The following is a 16,335-nucleotide window of genomic DNA, read 5'->3' on the forward strand; positions in this document are numbered from 1 at the left end:
TTTATGTGACCGGTCGCGAAGCGACAGAACACCACGGGTTTACCCGTGGATGAATGAGTCCGAGGCCTGTATGCTACGAAGATGGAAGTTCGAGTCTCATCACATGGTCTATATAGACTTCAATATCACGTCGTCTGGGTAACCAAATACAGGCGTCGGATACTGAAGCCTTTCGTCGTGGAGTATTTGCGCAAAGTGTTGCCGAAGCTGCTTCGAAGTATGCCCGGCGTAACGATAGAGCGAATGGGCTTTGATAATGACCATATGCACATGTTGATGGTCATTCCACCGAAATACTCGATAGCAGAAGTGATGGGTAAACTCAAAGCCCAGTCAGCGTCAAACATGAGAAAGACATTCAAATGGCTAGGAAAGGTCTATTGGAATGAAAATATTGTTTGGTCGCCGGGTTACTTTGTAAGCAGCGTAGGCTTAGACGAGCACACAATACGGAACTACGTTGAGCATCAAGGTCGGAAGGATTCAGATCAGCTCCGAATGGAGCTGTAACAGAAAGAACCCCGGGCATGCCCGGGGGAATCTATTCGTTATTGACAGGTATCACCCCATCCATGGACCCGATTGCCCACGCGCTAAAAATCAGCCTCAGCAGACTTACCGAGGAGCATCGGCCCGAACGTCTTATCGTTGGGCTTAGCGGTGGCGTGGATTCGGTGGTGCTGTTACATGCACTGACCCGATTACAAACCAGCGATGAAATACCCGTGGTAGAAGCGGTATACATTAATCACGGTTTAAGCCCTAATGCGGCCTCATGGCAAACATTCTGCGCAAGCTTTTGCGCTTCACTGGCAGTGCCGTTTACGGCTTACACGGTGGAAGTGATGCCAGCGCCGCGAGAGAGTCTGGAAGCCTGTGCCAGAGAACAGCGTTATGCCGCATTAACCCGGCATGCAAAAGCCTGCAACGGCGTAATTCTGACAGCCCATCATCAGAATGATCAGGTCGAAACCGTGCTTTTGCAGTTAAAGCGCGGGGCCGGGCCGAAAGGACTAGGCGGTATTCCGGCACTAACCCGCCTGCATGATGTAACGGTTGTCAGACCGTTGCTGGAGGTAAGCCGTCAGCAAATTGAAGTCTATGCCCTGGCGCAACAGTTACACTGGATAGAAGATGAATCCAATGCGGATGATAGCTTCGACCGCAATTTCCTGCGCCAACTAATCCTGCCGCCTGTTATGTCGCGCTGGCCGTCTTTTGGTCAGACTGTTGCGCGCAGTGCCGGTTTATGTGCTGAGCAGCAGGGGTTACTTGATGAAGTTTGTGATGAACGTTTACAAAGTATCTGCTCTGGGCCTGAACGAATCAGTGTCAGCGGCCTGAAACGTTATTCTCAGGCCTGGCAAAAAGCGCTGCTCCGCCGCTGGCTGGAAAACAGATCAGTACCAATGCCGGGCAGCAGGCAGCTTGAGCAATTATTGTTAATGCTGGAGGCTAAACCTGATGCACAACCTGTGGTGGTTCTTGGCATTCACGAATTTCGCCGCTTTCAGGATGCGCTTTTTTTGCTGACAAAAAAGGGTTGCCCAGGCCCTTCGGTCGAAGGGCCATTACCGCTTAACAAAACCGTGACCCTCGATGCTTTATCGCTGCGACTGACGCTGAGTACATCGGCTGAAGGGGCGCAATATGAAGTAAAAACGGTCACTGGTAATTCGCTTTTCAGTTTGGCCAGGCCGCTTTTGAGTCATTCAGTCAAGCCGCTGGATGCCGCGCATCACAAACCGCTTAAACAGTGGTTAAAACTATGGGGAATTGCGCCCTGGGAGCGAACCGATGTGTTGTTGCTTAGTGACACAGAGCAAGCGCTGGCAGTTGTGCTTAAAGGTAAAATAGTTCCTTTATCTTCGGTGGGGGATGCCAGCGTTTATTTGCAGGTCGAACTGACAGCCTAGCGTGCCAGTGCAGACAATGAGGCAAATGTTTGCCTCATCAGGCTGCCTGGTACGTATCCTTGCCGTCTTCTTTGGCTACGTAAAGCGCTTTGTCTGCACGGTCAAATAACTCACCCATACTGTCATTTTCCCGCAGCAGCGAACCGCCAATACTGCAGGTAACGCCATGTTTTCTGAACAAAGGATGAGCGTGCATAGCGTCGTGAATACGTTCGGCAATGGCTGACAGCTCGGCCGCTGAGGAAACATCTAACAGGCAGCAAAACTCGTCGCCACCAAACCTGTAAGCCTCTTCATGACCTCGAATGGTGTCAGTGAGGATTTCAGCGGTAGTGATTAGCACTTCGTCACCTTGCTGGTGGCCGAATTTGTCGTTTACCTGCTTAAAATTGTCCAGGTCTACCACTAGTAACCCAAAGGTTTGGCCATTGCGGGTAAAGCGATTGATCAGGCGCTGCGTGGCTTCATTAAAACCGTTGCGATTGCCCAGATTAGTCAGCGGATCCTTTGTTGCCATCAGGCGCAAACGCTGGAATTCAAGGGCGTGTAGCAACGGTCGGGTAAATAGTTGGTGAAGCGTTGCCAGCACACGACGTTGTGCCGGTGTCAGGTTTTCGTCAAAAACATAATGCACAAAGGCAGCATGTTTGCCGTGGTCCAGGCGTATTGCACTGACAGGCAGGCTCACAGTGTATTCGCTACTGGCGATACCGGCGCTAAGCTGCTTGTCAAATTCGCTCATATTGATACCGATAAGCGGCAGATATTTATTTACCTGCGTAAAATAAAGGGATACCAGTGTAGAAATTTCAATCGTGGAGGTCAGCTGATTCATTACGCTGTTAACCTGTTCACTGGTAAGTATTTCTGGTTCCACGGAACTAAGAAAACTCCCTTCTGATGATGCGTGCTCATACTGAATCATTGAAATATCCAATTGCTGCCCCTCACTACGTGGCTTGTATTTCACTTAACCGATGACAAAAAAATGTCGTTTCTTGTGAAATTGTGTGCTTCGATTAGACTTATTCGATAGATTGCAAAACACATGCCCAAAATGCATTGCGGGGAAGTTAAGTGGTAGAACAAGGTTTCGTTCAGATTGTACTGTTAATGCTGCTGGCAGTTGCCAGTGTGGCGGTTTTTAAGCGTATTCATCTTCCGCCCATCCTGGCGTATTTGTTTGCCGGCGTTATTGCCGGACCGAGCGGTCTGGCGCTTTATTCCCACCCGGAGGATATGCATCTTGCTGCTGAGGTGGGGATTGTTTTTTTATTGTTTTCTTTGGGGTTAGAGTTTTCACTGCCAAAACTCATGGCTATGCGCTCGCTGGTATTCGGCGCCGGGCTAATGCAGATGGTACTGACAACCGTACTGGGGTCTTTGGTGGTCTGGTTACTGGTTGACACCTCACCGTCGGCTGCCATTGTGATGGGGGGCATGCTGGCGTTAAGTTCTACCGCAATTGTTATCAAACAAGTTACTGAGATGGGTATTCTCAATAACGTTCGTACCCAGCTGGCCGTCAGTATTTTGTTGTTTCAGGACCTGGCGGTGGTGCCTTTTCTGATCGTTATTCCGTTGCTGTCGGGGGAAAGCGATACCAGCCTTGCCATGGCGCTGAGCCTGGCACTGGTTAAGGGTGTATTGGTGGTTGGTTTGTTAATGTCGGCAGGTAAATGGGTGTTGCCCTGGGTCTTTCGCGAAGTCGCCCGGACCCGCACCGATGAGTTATTTGTTTTAACCACTATTCTGGTGGCCCTGCTGGCCGGCGGCTTAACTTATGCCTTTGGTCTGTCGATGGCGCTAGGGGCCTTTCTGGCCGGTATGATGTTGGGCGAGAGTCAGTATAAATACCAACTCGAAGCGGATATTCGTCCGTTTCGTGATATTTTGATGGGATTGTTTTTTGTTACTGTGGGGATGCAGTTAGATATTTCCGTGTTGATGAGTTATGGCCACTGGGTGATCCTTGGCGTGGTGATACTCATGCTCTCTAAAGTGATTTTAGTGCGGCTTTCTGCAAGTGTGTTTTCAATTTCCCCAATCGATGGCTGGTCAGCCGGCTTAAAACTTTGCCAGGTGGGGGAGTTCAGTTTTGTTATTGCATCACTGGCAAGCTCCCATTCAGTTATTACCGCTACGCAGTCTTCTATCCTCATTTCTATTGGTGTAATCAGTATGGCTTTTACGCCCTGGCTGGTTGAGAACAGTCTGGCACTGGCGCAAAAGTTAAGTCCCGAAAATAACACCAGTATCGAACCGGAAGTACCGGTTATCAATGTGAGCGAAATTGAGGGGCATGTCATTATTTGCGGTTTTGGCCGGGTAGGGCAGTCGGTTGCCAGAATGCTAAGTATGGAAGATGTCCCGTATCTGGTAATCGACGTCGACCCGATCCGGGTGTTAGAAAGCCGTAGTGCCGGTGAACATGTAATTTATGGCGATGCCACGCAAAAGGATATTTTACATTCTGCTGGGGTAGACAAAGCCAAACTGGTGCTGGTGACCTTTGCCGAGGCTGATAAAGCAAAGCTGGTAATAAGTTCAGCCCGCCAGGCTAAAGACACCATTGATGTGATGGTGCGCACACCAAGAGATGCCGAGCTTGACGCATTGTATAACGCTGGTGCGAGTCAGGTGGTGCCTGAGTTGCAGGAAGGCAGTCTGATGCTTATTTCACAGGTTATGCATTACGCTGGCGTACCCATGTCGAAAATCCTCAAACGGGTTAGGGAAGAACGTAAAGGCCGTTATGATCACCTGCATGGCTTTTATCCTGGCGAAACCACCGAAATAAGTTATCAAACCGCCGATAAGCTGGAGTTTATCCATGCCATCGCGCTGGGCGCTAACGCTTATGCAGTGGGCAAACCTTTATCGGAGCTGTCCGTGTTGCGTAAAAAAGTGAAGATAAAAGCAATTAAACGGGATGGCGTCGAATCTACCGTGGAGAACTGGCAAGGCGAATTTGTTGCTGGTGATGTATTAATTATTGCCGGTAAGCCCGGGCGCGTCGAGCGCGCCGAACGGTACCTGCTGGATGGCTATTAAGCGCTAATTCAAGCGGTTGTGGGGCACACAAAAAATGTCAGCAGGTGTGGGGAGCGAGTCAGCGAGATGCTCAGAAATACCAATTTTAGGCGCAATCCCAATGTCCCTGGAGTTTTTAAGGCTATCCACGTAACTGACTAATACCTGGGAGAGATTTTGCGCAAAGCGTTCGGTTTCTGCCAGGTTATACTCGGGCAATACAACCACAAGGTTATCGCCGTGCAGACGCCCGCCAAAGCCCTCTGTGTTGGTTAACTGTTGACGAACAATATTGGCAAACTCCGCAATTAATTTGTCGCCGGCTGAAAAACCGTTTTTCTCGTTATATTGCTCTAACTTGCTGATACCCACAGTGACGGTGCAAAAGGGTACGCCAGAAAGCTGGCTCTGTAACCAGGCTTGTTCAGCCTTTTCGGTAATAGAGCGACGGTTAAACAGCATGGTCATTGGATCGGTAAATGCTTCAAGCTGTAATAAATCCCAGTGCTTCTGGTAATTTAGTAACAGCTTGGTTTTATGAAATAAAACAGTGGTATTTAGTGGCTTAATCAAATAATCGGTAGCACCCGCCATAAATGACGCGGTGATATCTTCTGACCGGTCTGAACTGGTGGTAACAATAATCGGCGTGTTGACATGGTGCGGTATTTTGCGGATGTGCTTAATCAGGTTTAAGCCTGAACCATCCGGTAAATTTAAATCAATAATGAATAACGCGATATCCCGTCTGAGGTGTCGGTTTGCACCGGCTTCAGTACAAACGGGTAAAATAGTAATATTGTCACCGGAGAGGGTATCTTCGAGAATGGTGAGCGTGGCTAATTCATCTTCAACAATTAAAATTGTGGACGTATTATTGCTTTGACTTTCCTTACTGTTGTCTGTCCACATAATGCCGGACCCTAACTACTTTTAACTGAACTGATACTAAAGTATAGAAGGCGTTATGGGATTTTAAAAGGTGTAGTGCAAATGAGTGGTAAAAACATTATCTCCGTTCAGTTCAATACAAAGTACACCTACCCGCTGAAAGCGGGTAGGTTGTTCAGGTCAGGTGTTTGAACATCTGAAGGGCGTCGGCCTGATCAGGCGACCTTGTCATTTTCCAGATCTTTAAATTGTTTCTTTAAATCGTATCCAGGGTCGGTAACGATTTTTTCCAGCGTCGCAATTCTTTCCTTTAACTGCGCAATCTCTTTTTCCAGTGCCTCGGTATTGTCGCTCGCCCCGGCATGTTTGGATTTATGTTTTGAAATTGACGTGATCATGCTCGCCAGGGCACTAATTGCGACGATCACTACTATTGCTGTCCAAAAGCTCATAATTTTTCCCTTCTTTTTTAGAGTTACGTATAATTCAGCACAAATTCCACTCTAAGTGCAAGACTGACACTAATGGTTTAGTGGAATACTTATTTGAAGCAAGAGCAGCAAAGAGCTAGCCAAGTATAATAAATCTTTTTAAAACAATTGGTTATATTTTTATTGGTATAATAAGTAATGCTTTTGTTCGCTGATTTGACTATTAAGTTAGGTTTTTTCACCAATGAATGAGCAAGTTAGTCAAGATGAAGACTGGATGCGTCATGCCTTAATGCTGGCAGCAAAAGCCGAAGCCATGAACGAGATTCCGGTTGGTGCGGTGGTCGTGGCTGATGGCAGGATTATTGGCGAAGGCTGGAATACGCCTATTGCGGATCACGACCCTTCTGCCCACGCAGAAATGAAAGCTCTGCGGCAAGCGGCGAAAGCCGTCGAAAATTATCGCGTTATTGATGCTACTTTATACGTCACTCTGGAGCCTTGCCCAATGTGTGCTGGTTTGCTGGTACACAGTCGCATAAATCGCCTGGTGTTTGGCGCTTTTGATGAGAAAACCGGCGCGGCTGGCAGTGTGATGCAACTTTGTCAGCATCCTCAGTTAAATCATCAAATCGCGGTGTCGGGAGGTGTTTTAGCCAGTGAATGCGGCGGTGTAATATCGGCGTTTTTTAAGCGAAGAAGAGCAGAAAAGAAGGCGGCAAAAGCGGGGAATTAGCTTGCTTTTGCCATTTGCGCCAGGTCAAAATTTAAAAACTGACGGCGTCTTTGAAAGATTTTCTGGCTCGTTTTACGCACCTGATGGCGTCTTCTGTTTGTATTTTTCATAAGATTTTCCTTTTGTTATTAATGGTTAGGCATTTTCCAGTTGGCCTTTCCAGTGATTACATGTATCACTTTAGTAAAGTTATATGAAGGTGATATGACAAAAGATCAAGTACCTTTCAAAAGTAAGGCAAGGGTCTCTGCGTAGAAGCGAACCAGTGCAACAAACCTGACAGCCCGTTGACCATCAGCGAAGCCATTGGGCGTAGCGGCATACTGAGTACTTAGCTTAGGCAACTGTTGTTTTACATCTATCCACAAATCCGGATTGCCGCCGGCCGCCTGGGTGAGTTGGCGGGCATCCTCAATATGCTCAATGCCAATTGCGTAGGCTGCCAGTGTAAACCAGCGTCGATCCGGTGCACCGATCCGGGCCGGTAAGCGGGCATCAATAAGGTCAATAGCGCCACTTATTTGCCCCAGACGTTCACCGGGTAATGGCGTTGCAAAGGTGTTATCCGGTTGGTTTGTTTGCCAGTTGCCTTGCAGATAATCGATAGCGGCGATAAACAAAATATCCTGATTACTTTGCAGGCGCTCCAGTTGGCGTTTTATGTGAGGATAATGTTGTTCAAAGGCCAGCATAAATGCCCGGGCATCCTGATTTGCTAATGGCGGCATTGGCGACATTAGTTGATCCCGTAAAATTGCGAGAGATCCGTTAGTCCGGCTTAGGTGGGTATATTCAAACAAACTGGCCAGTAAGGCTACATCGGACGCACGGGTGAGCCATTGCTTAACCAGCCTGCTATCGGTAACGGATTCGGTACGAAACTGACTAAAACGATTACCGATCAACGGCAACCACACTTCAGGTAAAAGCGTACAGCCATTTTGCTGGTGACTAAGTTGCTCCAGCAAACTCATACTGTCAGGCGTTGTGGCTGTTTTCCAGGTAACCTTTGTTTGCGCATTCGCCGCATTTAGCAGCGCTGGTAAAACCAGGCGCTGTTCCACTGGCAGCGCCTCACAAGGCGTGTCAGTAGCGTTAGCGGATAAGTAAACCAGAGAGCTGGTAAAAAGCTCAGGGCCATTACTTAGCAATGGATTATCGCTCGGTCCGGAGAAGTGGGGGGCGGCAATATCTATTGTTTGTCTGGTGAGTGCGTTTAGCAGGTCTTGCTCGCCGTAAAAAGGCACAACAGTAAGCGCAACTTCAAGATAATCGGCGTAACCACGCGCATAAAGATAATCAAATCCCTGGGGGCCATCAGCAGTGGTGTGATAGTGGTGACGGTCATTAAGCACCCCCACTTTCAGCTCACCTTTTTGCAAAATATTGATAAGGCTGGTCTGTGCCTGAACGCAGCACAAGGCTGAGAAACCTAAACACAGTGGTAACAGCAATAATCGGATAAATATCGGGGGAACAAAGCGCTTCATTATTTTCTTTTATTATTCTTTTACTGGGACATCGTCGTTAAAACGACGGGATCCGGATTTTTTGGTAAAAAAATTACGGTTGAATAACCCTTGCTGGTTATCAAGCCGCCGCTTTTCCACTATAATCCGCGCCAAACAAGTTCACAACCAGGACCGGCGGTTGAATGGCATTTACTCTGCTCCGGTTCTCTCAAATTAGGTAGCAAACTATGTTGGTCCTACGTGGCGCTCCGGCGTTATCTGACTTCCGCGCAGCTAAATTAATCCAGCGACTACAGCAATCCGGTATCGAGGTCACTCATCTTTATAGTGAGTTCGTTCATTTGGTCGACTGTGACAACTCACTGACCGAAGAGCAACTGTCGGTGCTGGATAAATTGTTAACCTATGGACCGAAGCAGGCGCAGGAAGCAGCCACAGGCGAGTGCTTTTTTGTCACGCCTCGTCCGGGCACGATTTCGCCCTGGTCAAGTAAAGCAACCAACATTGCGCATAACTGTGGTTTAACCGACATCAGCCGCGTAGAAAGAGGGTGCGCTTATTATGTGGCAGCTGCCGAGGCGCTGACCGAAGAACAGCGTAATGCCATAGCCGCAGCGCTGCACGATCGCATGACCGAAAGCGTGTTTGCCGCGCCTGAAGCGGCATCGGTGTTGTTTGATAAGCATCAGCCCCGCGTATTTACCTCTGTGGATATTTTAGGTGAAGGCAAAGCGGCGCTGGTGTCTGCAAACCAAACTCTGGGCCTGGCTCTTGCGGATGACGAAATTGATTACCTGTACGACAACTTTGTTAAGTTAGGTCGTAATCCTAACGACATTGAACTGTATATGTTTGCCCAGGCTAACTCAGAGCACTGCCGCCATAAAATCTTTAACGCCGATTGGACTATCGACGGTGAAGTGCAGCCTAAATCATTGTTCAAAATGATTAAAAACACCTTTGAGGTGTGCCCCGAATATGTTTTCTCGGCCTATAAAGATAACGCGGCCGTTATGGAAGGCTGGCAGGCAGGGCGCTTCTTCCCTGAGCCACAGTCTCATGAATATGCCTATCATCACGAAGATATTGCCATCCTGATGAAGGTTGAAACCCACAACCACCCAACCGCGATTTCGCCGTTCCCTGGTGCTGCTACCGGTTCTGGTGGCGAAATTCGTGACGAAGGGGCTACCGGTCGTGGCTCTAAGCCGAAAGCCGGTTTAGTGGGCTTTACCGTGTCTAACCTGAAACTGCCTGACGCTGTGCGTCCCTGGGAAGTGGATTACGGCAAACCGTCCCGCATAGTTAGTGCGCTGGATATTATGATTGAAGGCCCATTGGGTGGTGCGGCGTTTAACAATGAGTTTGGTCGTCCTAACCTGTTAGGTTATTTCCGTACCTACGAGCAGGAAGTTAACAGCTTTAACGGCGTAGAGGTTCGTGGTTACCATAAACCTATTATGCTGGCTGGTGGTCTGGGGAACATTCGTAAAGACCACGTCGAAAAAGGCGAAATTACCGTTGGAGCTAAACTGATCGTACTGGGTGGTCCGGCCATGAATATCGGTCTGGGCGGCGGTGCCGCGTCTTCAATGGCGTCAGGTCAGTCAAGCGAAGATCTGGATTTTGCATCGGTACAGCGCGATAACCCGGAAATGGAACGTCGCTGTCAGGAAGTGATTGATACCTGCTGGCAGCTGGGCGATGAGAACCCCATTCAGTTTATTCACGATGTGGGCGCTGGTGGTTTATCCAATGCCATGCCGGAGCTGGTTAACGACGGCGGTCGTGGCGGCCGCTTTGAATTGCGCAAGGTATTATCAGACGAGCCGGGTATGTCGCCGCTGGAGATTTGGTGTAACGAATCTCAGGAACGTTATGTGTTGTCAGTTGCGCCAGAAAAACTGGCCGTGTTCGAAGCTATCTGTCAGCGTGAGCGTGCCCCCTTTGCGGTAATTGGTGAAGCCACCGAAGAACAACATCTGTTATTGAATGATGAACACTTCGATAATCAGCCAATCGACCTGCCACTGGAAGTGTTGCTGGGCAAGCCGCCTAAAATGCATCGTGATGTAGCGAGTACTTCGCACAGTTCAGCCGAGCTGGATTGCAGCAATATTACGGTTGCCGATGCGGCCGAGCGTTTACTGCGCCTGCCGGCTATCGCAGAGAAAACTTTCCTTATTACCATCGGTGACCGCAGTGTTACCGGTTTGGTTAGCCGTGATCAGATGGTGGGTCCATGGCAGGTGCCGGTTGCTGATGTTGCGGTAACGGCTTCGGCTTTCGACACCTATCACGGTGAAGCAATGGCGATGGGCGAGCGTACACCGGTTGCATTACTGGATTTTGCTGCCTCGGCGCGTTTAGCTGTTGCCGAATCCATTACTAATATTGCCGCTGCTCATATCGGCGATATGAAACGCATTAAACTTTCTGCAAACTGGATGGCCGCCGCCGGTCACCCGGGTGAAGACGCGGGTCTTTACGAAGCGGTTAAAGCCGTGGGTGAAGAGCTGTGTCCGGCACTGGGCCTGACGATTCCGGTGGGTAAAGATTCCATGTCGATGAAAACGGCATGGCAGGATGAGGGCGAAGATAAAGCCGTTACGGCACCGCTCTCACTGGTGATTACCGCTTTTGGCGCTGCCTCTGATATTCGTAAAACGGTGACTCCGCAACTGCGCACCGACAAAGGTGATACCGTACTGTTGCTGGTTGATCTAGGCGCTGGTAAGAATCGCCTGGGAGCAAGCTGTCTTGCTCAGGTTTATAACCAGTTGGGTAACACACCGGTGGATCTTGATGCGCCGGAACTGTTGCTGAACTTCTTTAACTCAGTGCAAGCCTTGTTAGCCGACAATAAACTGCTGGCTTACCATGACCGTTCTGACGGCGGCTTGTTTGTAACCGTGGCTGAAATGGCTTTTGCGGGTAAAACCGGGGTGAGCATTGCACTGGACAGTCTTGGTGATGATGACCTGGCTGCATTGTACAGTGAAGAACTGGGTGCAGTGCTGCAGGTTAAGGCAGAAGACGCCGAAGCAGCGCTGGCGTTGTTTGCCAGCAATGGTCTGGGTGATCTGGTTCATCAGATTGGTACGCTTAACGCTGACGATACCATTGAGTTTAGCCGCGCTGGTGAAACCGTGCTTAGCGAAGCGCGCACCACTTACCGCGCAATCTGGGCAGAAACCACTCACGCTATGCAGCGTTTACGGGATAACCCTGATTGTGCTGATCAGGAATTTACTGCTAAACAGGATGCTAAGGATCCGGGCTTACACGCTAAGCTGAGCTACGACATTAACGAAGATGTTGCCGCGCCTTATATTGCTAAGGGCGTTAAGCCTCGTATTGCAATTTTGCGTGAGCAGGGGGTTAACTCGCATCTGGAAATGGCTGCTGCGTTTACTCGTGCAGGCTTCACCGCTATCGATGTGCACATGAGCGATGTATTGTCTGGCGCGGTTTCGCTGGAAGAGTTTAAAGGTTTAGCGGCCTGTGGTGGTTTCTCTTACGGTGACGTGCTGGGTGCCGGTGAAGGCTGGGCGAAGTCAATTCTGTTTAACCCACGGGCACGTGAACAGTTTGAAGGTTTCTTCCATCGTGATGACACCTTTAGTTTAGGTGTTTGTAACGGTTGTCAGATGCTGTCTAACTTAAAAGCCTTGATCCCGGGCACCGCCAGCTGGCCACATTTTGTGACCAACCAGTCAGAGCGATTTGAAGCCCGCGTGGCCATGGTTGAAGTGCAGCAGTCTAAATCAGTCTTGTTTGCTGATATGGCTGGATCAAGAATGCCTATTGCCGTCTCTCACGGTGAAGGCCGGGCAGAATTTGCCAGCGATGCTGATTTACAGTCTGTGCAGGAAAAGGTAGCGCTGCGCTATGTTAACAATTACGGGGACGTGGCAACGCAGTATCCGGCGAACCCGAATGGTTCACCCCTGGGGATTACCGGTCTGACTACTGATGATGGTCGTTGTACCATCATGATGCCACACCCGGAGCGTGTATTCAGGGCGGTAGCTAACTCATGGCGTGCCGATGAGTGGCAGGAAGATTCACCGTGGATGCGAATTTTCCGCAACGCACGACGTTTTGTTGATTAATTTCAAAAAAATGACGGTAAGGTGTCAAATAATTGTCCAGACACCTTGCCAGCGCCCCTTTACTGCATTAAAGTAGTGCAAGCAATACGGAATGCTTTGTGGTTACAAGGACTTGTAGGGGATGGGTGAACATCACTGTATAAGTCAATACAGTGGTACAGCAATAATAAGAGACGAATATGAATCGTTCTTCAAAAGGTTTTGGTTTAACCGGCGTAGCTGTAGCAGTGCTGCTTATGATCGTCACGGCAGCCTTTGGTACCTCCGCCCAGTCAGCCGAAACTGCAACTGAAGCAGAACAAGTCACTTCTAAATAATTCTTTAGAATCAATAAGTAACGATAGATTATGTCAGTAATGGCAGGCTATCGTTTTGCCTGTTTTTCACGATTTATCAATTTTTGGTTGGGATGTTTTTTAAGTAAAACATAGGTTGCGCCAAGTCCGCCATGCTGTGGTTGGGCAGTGTGAAAGGCAATTACGTTGTTAAACTGTGGCAACCAGTGATTTACGTAAGATTTTTTCAGCGCCGGAAAGGGTTGGCTTTGTTCACCTTTGCCGTGTTGAATAAGTAACGTCCGAACGCCTCGCTCGTGAGCAGCATTGATTTTCTGATAAAGTGTAATGCTGGAATCACGCAGGGTGAGGCCGGCCAGAGACAGCTTCTGTTCAATGGGGTACTTACCCTGACGCAGATTTTTGTACACGCCATCCTGAATCCCGGCTTGCTTGTATTCCAGATAATCATCTGGTGCAACGGGCTTAACGCCGTCAAAGGTTAATGGGCTTTCCTTGGGTTTTTGCGCCAGCAGAGCTTCACGGCGCAGCTGTTTTTCGAGGCTTTGTTGCGTTTGCTGCAGGTGGACTTTATCGTCAGATTTTAACGGCTTTACATCGCCAAGTTCCTGCAGGAAATCCTGAAAACTATCGAGTTGTTCAAAATCCTGGTCTTCGTCGCGCATAACTCCCCCGCATACACTCTGACAATGCAACTAATACGCTATCGCAGCGATAAAGTTCAATCAGTTAACTGGCGTCCCCACCGCGACTCGAACGCAGATCTAAAACTTAGGAGGTTCTTGTTTTATCCAGTTAAACTATGGGGACCTGGCTCGATTATACGCAAAAATACGGATGTGTTAACCCTTAGATTTATCTACGAATTACATTCGCTTTTAATGTAACCAGTATATTTATAAAAATCAGAATAACCGCAAAATCAAGGAGCTGATGAAATGAACTACGATGCACAGACAGCTAATATTGTTTTACTCAGAAGTCCCGTCGCACTGCTGGCTGAAGGGTTTGCCGGTATTGGCTGGGGGCAGTTTGATCTGAGTAATTGCCACTCGGCAGAGGAAGTTGATAACTGTATTGAGGCCAGTGGTCATGGGGTAGGGCGTAGTCGCAATCAGCTGCGCCGCTTTGCCGAAATAAAACAAGGCGACATTATTGTTGTGCCGGCGCCAGCACGTATATTTATTGGCATAGCTACCGGTAAAAAGCGTTTTTGTTGCGATTTTCCCTGGGGCGAAAACCAGGTAGGTGTCGATTTCTTCTCTGACAAAGACATTGGCCCGCTATCCATTGCCCGCTCAGAGCTGATGAAAAACTTGCAGGCACGCTTACGGATCAGGTTGACCGTGGCCGATCTTAACTATTTCAGAGAGGAAATTCTGGGTTGGGTTGAACAAATGGCTTCCAATGGCTCAATAGTCGGTTATTCAGCGCTAAATGAGAAAAAAGAGGCACTGCTCGAATCATTTAAATTGTCATTGTTAAGTAATTTACGCCAGGGCAAACATTACCTTAAGGCCGGCGGAGAAGGCCTGGAAGTGCTGGTAAAAGAGTTGTTAGAGCTGGAAGGATATAACGCGGTCATTCCGTCGAAGAATACCTACGAAGCAGGCATAGACGTGGATATTGTTGCAGAGTATACAGGCCCGTTTTTAACGCAAAAATTGCTGGTACAGGTGAAAGATCATACCGGAATGACGTCGGCACATGGTCTTGAGCAGTTACTCAGGGTTCCAGAAAAAGACGATTATAATTTATGTTTGATTTCGTTAGGTGAATTTGACCAATCCGTCACTGAAAAGGCGGGTAAAAAAGGGGTTACCCTGATGGATGGAAACGCTTTTGTAGAATGGTTGTCGGAACGGGTTGATGAATTATCGCCTGCTACCCAACAAAAACTGGGCCTGGTGACTACACCCAGCATTATTATCGAGTAGTGCCTGACACATAACCCTGCCTGGTAGCAGGGTTATATCGACATTCATAGAATTAGCGCTTAGCCACAAAGTCATTAGCCTGAATGTTAGCCAGGAAATCATCATTGACCGCTTTAACCCGGGCATTATCAGCGTAGGCTTCGATGACCTCTACTTCTGACGGGTAGAGGTGATACTGCAAAAACTTAACGCCGCGATAGTCGGTGACTTCCTGCACCTGATACACCGAAAGGGTATCGCCCACTTTAAGACCATGCTGACGGCCAAGTGAAATATTCAGCTCATTACCGGCGCTGATACTGATGACTCTGCCAGTGGCGGGCACGCAGGCGAGTACCTCATCCACATCGCTCTGTAATTGCTGAAGCTGATGCTGTAGTGCCTTGCCATAAGCGCTTTGCCAAAAATGGTTTGAAGAGGCATCGACCTGAGCAAAACGATCAAACTCCCATTCTGACTCTGCTTCGTAGGTTTTTTCCAGCAGCGGGGCACCGTTTACACCGTCAATGAGTTCTACTTTCAGGCGGAAATTGCGCATTGCCGTGTCATCCTCCCAGAAGGCCAGGCGGTTTGGCTGCGGACGAAATACGCTGAGATCCTCAATGATCCCGGTTAACACAAACTGACTTTTAGTCTGGGTCGCCAGTGCGGTAGCCTGGTCGCGGATTTGACGTGATTGCCACTGTACCGTGTAGGGTTCAACCACACTGATAACAGCGAATTCAGCTGACCTATCGAATTCGCGTTTTATTTGGGAGGTTACCAGTCGACCAAGCTCCTGAACCTGACCATCCTGGGCATGCTGAGGTTCCAGCATCGGAAAATAACTGGTAGCGATGGTTTTACTGAACGTGGCAGCGGAGCATTGGCGGGCGGCAGGAAAAATGTCGGCGCGAATGCGCACGGTCACGGCGTCATCGTGCCAGGATTCTGAAATCAACTCTAGCTGACGGACTTCGCCTGTGCTACTGATTTCCATCTGTTCCTTATTTAACAGGCCATCGGTTAATTGCTGAACACTGCGTACCGAAGCCCCGGCAAACAGCATTGCTTGTCGTAGGGCTTCCTGGGTTGCCTGATGTTTGGCCTGAATTTTATTGCCATTATAGACTGCAGCCTGCCCCTGGGTTTCATACCAGGCGGCATAACTTTGCCCTGAAAATCCAGCTAACAGGCAGGTAGTCGCCGATAGTAAGCCGGCCAAACGGGTTAATTTCATCCAAGTTGTCTTCATCAGTATTACTCTTAACTACTCTTAGCGTTGGCAAAAATGGCCGCTAACTTGTTATAACTTGCTTTAGCCTGCCTGTGAATACAGGGTATAGTGCTGTTAGTAACACTTCGACGTTTCATACCGTCAAGCCGCTGACATCCTGGCAGGTGTTTCTTGCTATCTGTCCAAGCTCTGCATATTTCGTTCCTACAATGATTCTCCGTCAGTGTCCCATAGCAAAACATGTTGGGCACAAAAATTGCTGAACAAACATCACAACACAGCCGATGGCTGG

13 protein-coding genes and 1 tRNA gene are annotated in these 16,335 nt (G+C 48.7%); 7 read left to right on the forward strand and 7 right to left on the reverse strand.

Features of this window, described 5'->3' with window-relative positions; genetic code table 11:
- The first annotated feature begins 81 nt into the window (after positions 1-81).
- Together tnpA and tilS are read left to right on the forward strand one after the other, a co-directional pair.
- Positions 82-510, forward strand: coding sequence for an IS200/IS605 family transposase (gene tnpA, locus BFC17_RS05430; RefSeq protein WP_070174559.1), 429 nt, complete (start codon positions 82-84; stop codon positions 508-510).
- 41 nt (positions 511-551) lie between these two features.
- Positions 552-1,916 (forward strand): tRNA lysidine(34) synthetase TilS, encoded by a 1,365-nt coding sequence (gene tilS / locus BFC17_RS05435; protein WP_175439532.1) that lies wholly within the window; start codon positions 552-554, stop codon positions 1,914-1,916.
- Between the two features lie 37 nt (positions 1,917-1,953).
- On the opposite strand, the gene BFC17_RS05440 is transcribed toward tilS, so the two are convergent.
- Positions 1,954-2,853: a GGDEF domain-containing protein gene (locus BFC17_RS05440; RefSeq protein WP_139142008.1), complete on the reverse strand. Its 900-nt coding sequence runs from the start codon at positions 2,851-2,853 to the stop codon at positions 1,954-1,956.
- 176 nt (positions 2,854-3,029) lie between these two features.
- Between BFC17_RS05440 and BFC17_RS05445 the strand changes: the two genes are divergently transcribed.
- Positions 3,030-4,970 carry a cation:proton antiporter domain-containing protein gene (locus BFC17_RS05445; RefSeq protein ID WP_070176241.1) on the forward strand — a complete coding sequence of 647 codons (1,941 nt, stop codon included), beginning with the start codon at positions 3,030-3,032 and terminating at the stop codon, positions 4,968-4,970.
- A 3-nt stretch (positions 4,971-4,973) separates the two neighbouring features.
- On the opposite strand, the gene BFC17_RS05450 is transcribed toward BFC17_RS05445, so the two are convergent.
- On the reverse strand, positions 4,974-5,861 hold the full coding sequence (locus tag BFC17_RS05450) for a GGDEF domain-containing response regulator (protein ID WP_070175461.1): 888 nt from the start codon (positions 5,859-5,861) through the stop codon (positions 4,974-4,976).
- 194 nt (positions 5,862-6,055) lie between these two features.
- Complete coding sequence (locus BFC17_RS05455; protein ID WP_070175462.1) at positions 6,056-6,292, reverse strand: hypothetical protein; 237 nt, start codon at positions 6,290-6,292, stop codon at positions 6,056-6,058.
- Positions 6,293-6,515: 223 nt separating this feature from the next.
- On the opposite strand from BFC17_RS05455, the gene tadA reads away from it, so the two are divergent.
- Positions 6,516-7,007 (forward strand): tRNA adenosine(34) deaminase TadA, encoded by a 492-nt coding sequence (gene tadA / locus BFC17_RS05460; protein WP_070175463.1) that lies wholly within the window; start codon positions 6,516-6,518, stop codon positions 7,005-7,007.
- A gap of 215 nt (positions 7,008-7,222) precedes the next feature.
- Here the strand turns inward: tadA and BFC17_RS05465 are convergent, their stop codons facing one another.
- Complete coding sequence (locus tag BFC17_RS05465; RefSeq protein ID WP_070175464.1) at positions 7,223-8,497, reverse strand: membrane-bound lytic murein transglycosylase MltF; 1,275 nt, start codon at positions 8,495-8,497, stop codon at positions 7,223-7,225.
- 209 nt (positions 8,498-8,706) lie between these two features.
- Between BFC17_RS05465 and purL the strand changes: the two genes are divergently transcribed.
- Both purL and BFC17_RS22510 read left to right on the forward strand, forming a co-directional pair.
- On the forward strand, positions 8,707-12,594 hold the full coding sequence (gene purL, locus BFC17_RS05470; protein WP_070175465.1) for a phosphoribosylformylglycinamidine synthase: 3,888 nt from the start codon (positions 8,707-8,709) through the stop codon (positions 12,592-12,594).
- Positions 12,595-12,773: 179 nt separating this feature from the next.
- Positions 12,774-12,911, forward strand: coding sequence for a hypothetical protein (locus BFC17_RS22510; protein WP_175439533.1), 138 nt, complete (start codon positions 12,774-12,776; stop codon positions 12,909-12,911).
- A 47-nt stretch (positions 12,912-12,958) separates the two neighbouring features.
- On the opposite strand, the gene smrA is transcribed toward BFC17_RS22510, so the two are convergent.
- A complete protein-coding gene (smrA, locus tag BFC17_RS05475; protein WP_070175466.1) occupies positions 12,959-13,555 on the reverse strand; it encodes a DNA endonuclease SmrA in 597 nt (198 codons plus the stop codon).
- A 69-nt stretch (positions 13,556-13,624) separates the two neighbouring features.
- Positions 13,625-13,700: transfer RNA gene (locus BFC17_RS05480), tRNA-Arg, on the reverse strand.
- 128 nt (positions 13,701-13,828) lie between these two features.
- Here BFC17_RS05480 and BFC17_RS05485 point away from each other — a divergent pair.
- A complete protein-coding gene (locus BFC17_RS05485) occupies positions 13,829-14,827 on the forward strand; it encodes a restriction endonuclease (RefSeq protein ID WP_070175467.1) in 999 nt (332 codons plus the stop codon).
- Positions 14,828-14,879: 52 nt separating this feature from the next.
- Here the strand turns inward: BFC17_RS05485 and BFC17_RS05490 are convergent, their stop codons facing one another.
- Positions 14,880-16,061, reverse strand: a complete 1,182-nt coding sequence (locus BFC17_RS05490; RefSeq protein WP_083271608.1) for a flagellar assembly protein T N-terminal domain-containing protein — start codon at positions 16,059-16,061, stop codon at positions 14,880-14,882.
- Positions 16,062-16,335 lie beyond the last annotated feature (274 nt).

Origin of the sequence: Marisediminitalea lipolytica (assembly GCF_001758465.1) — a bacterium.
Taxonomy (GTDB): Bacteria; Pseudomonadota; Gammaproteobacteria; order Enterobacterales; family Alteromonadaceae; genus Alteromonas; species Alteromonas lipolytica.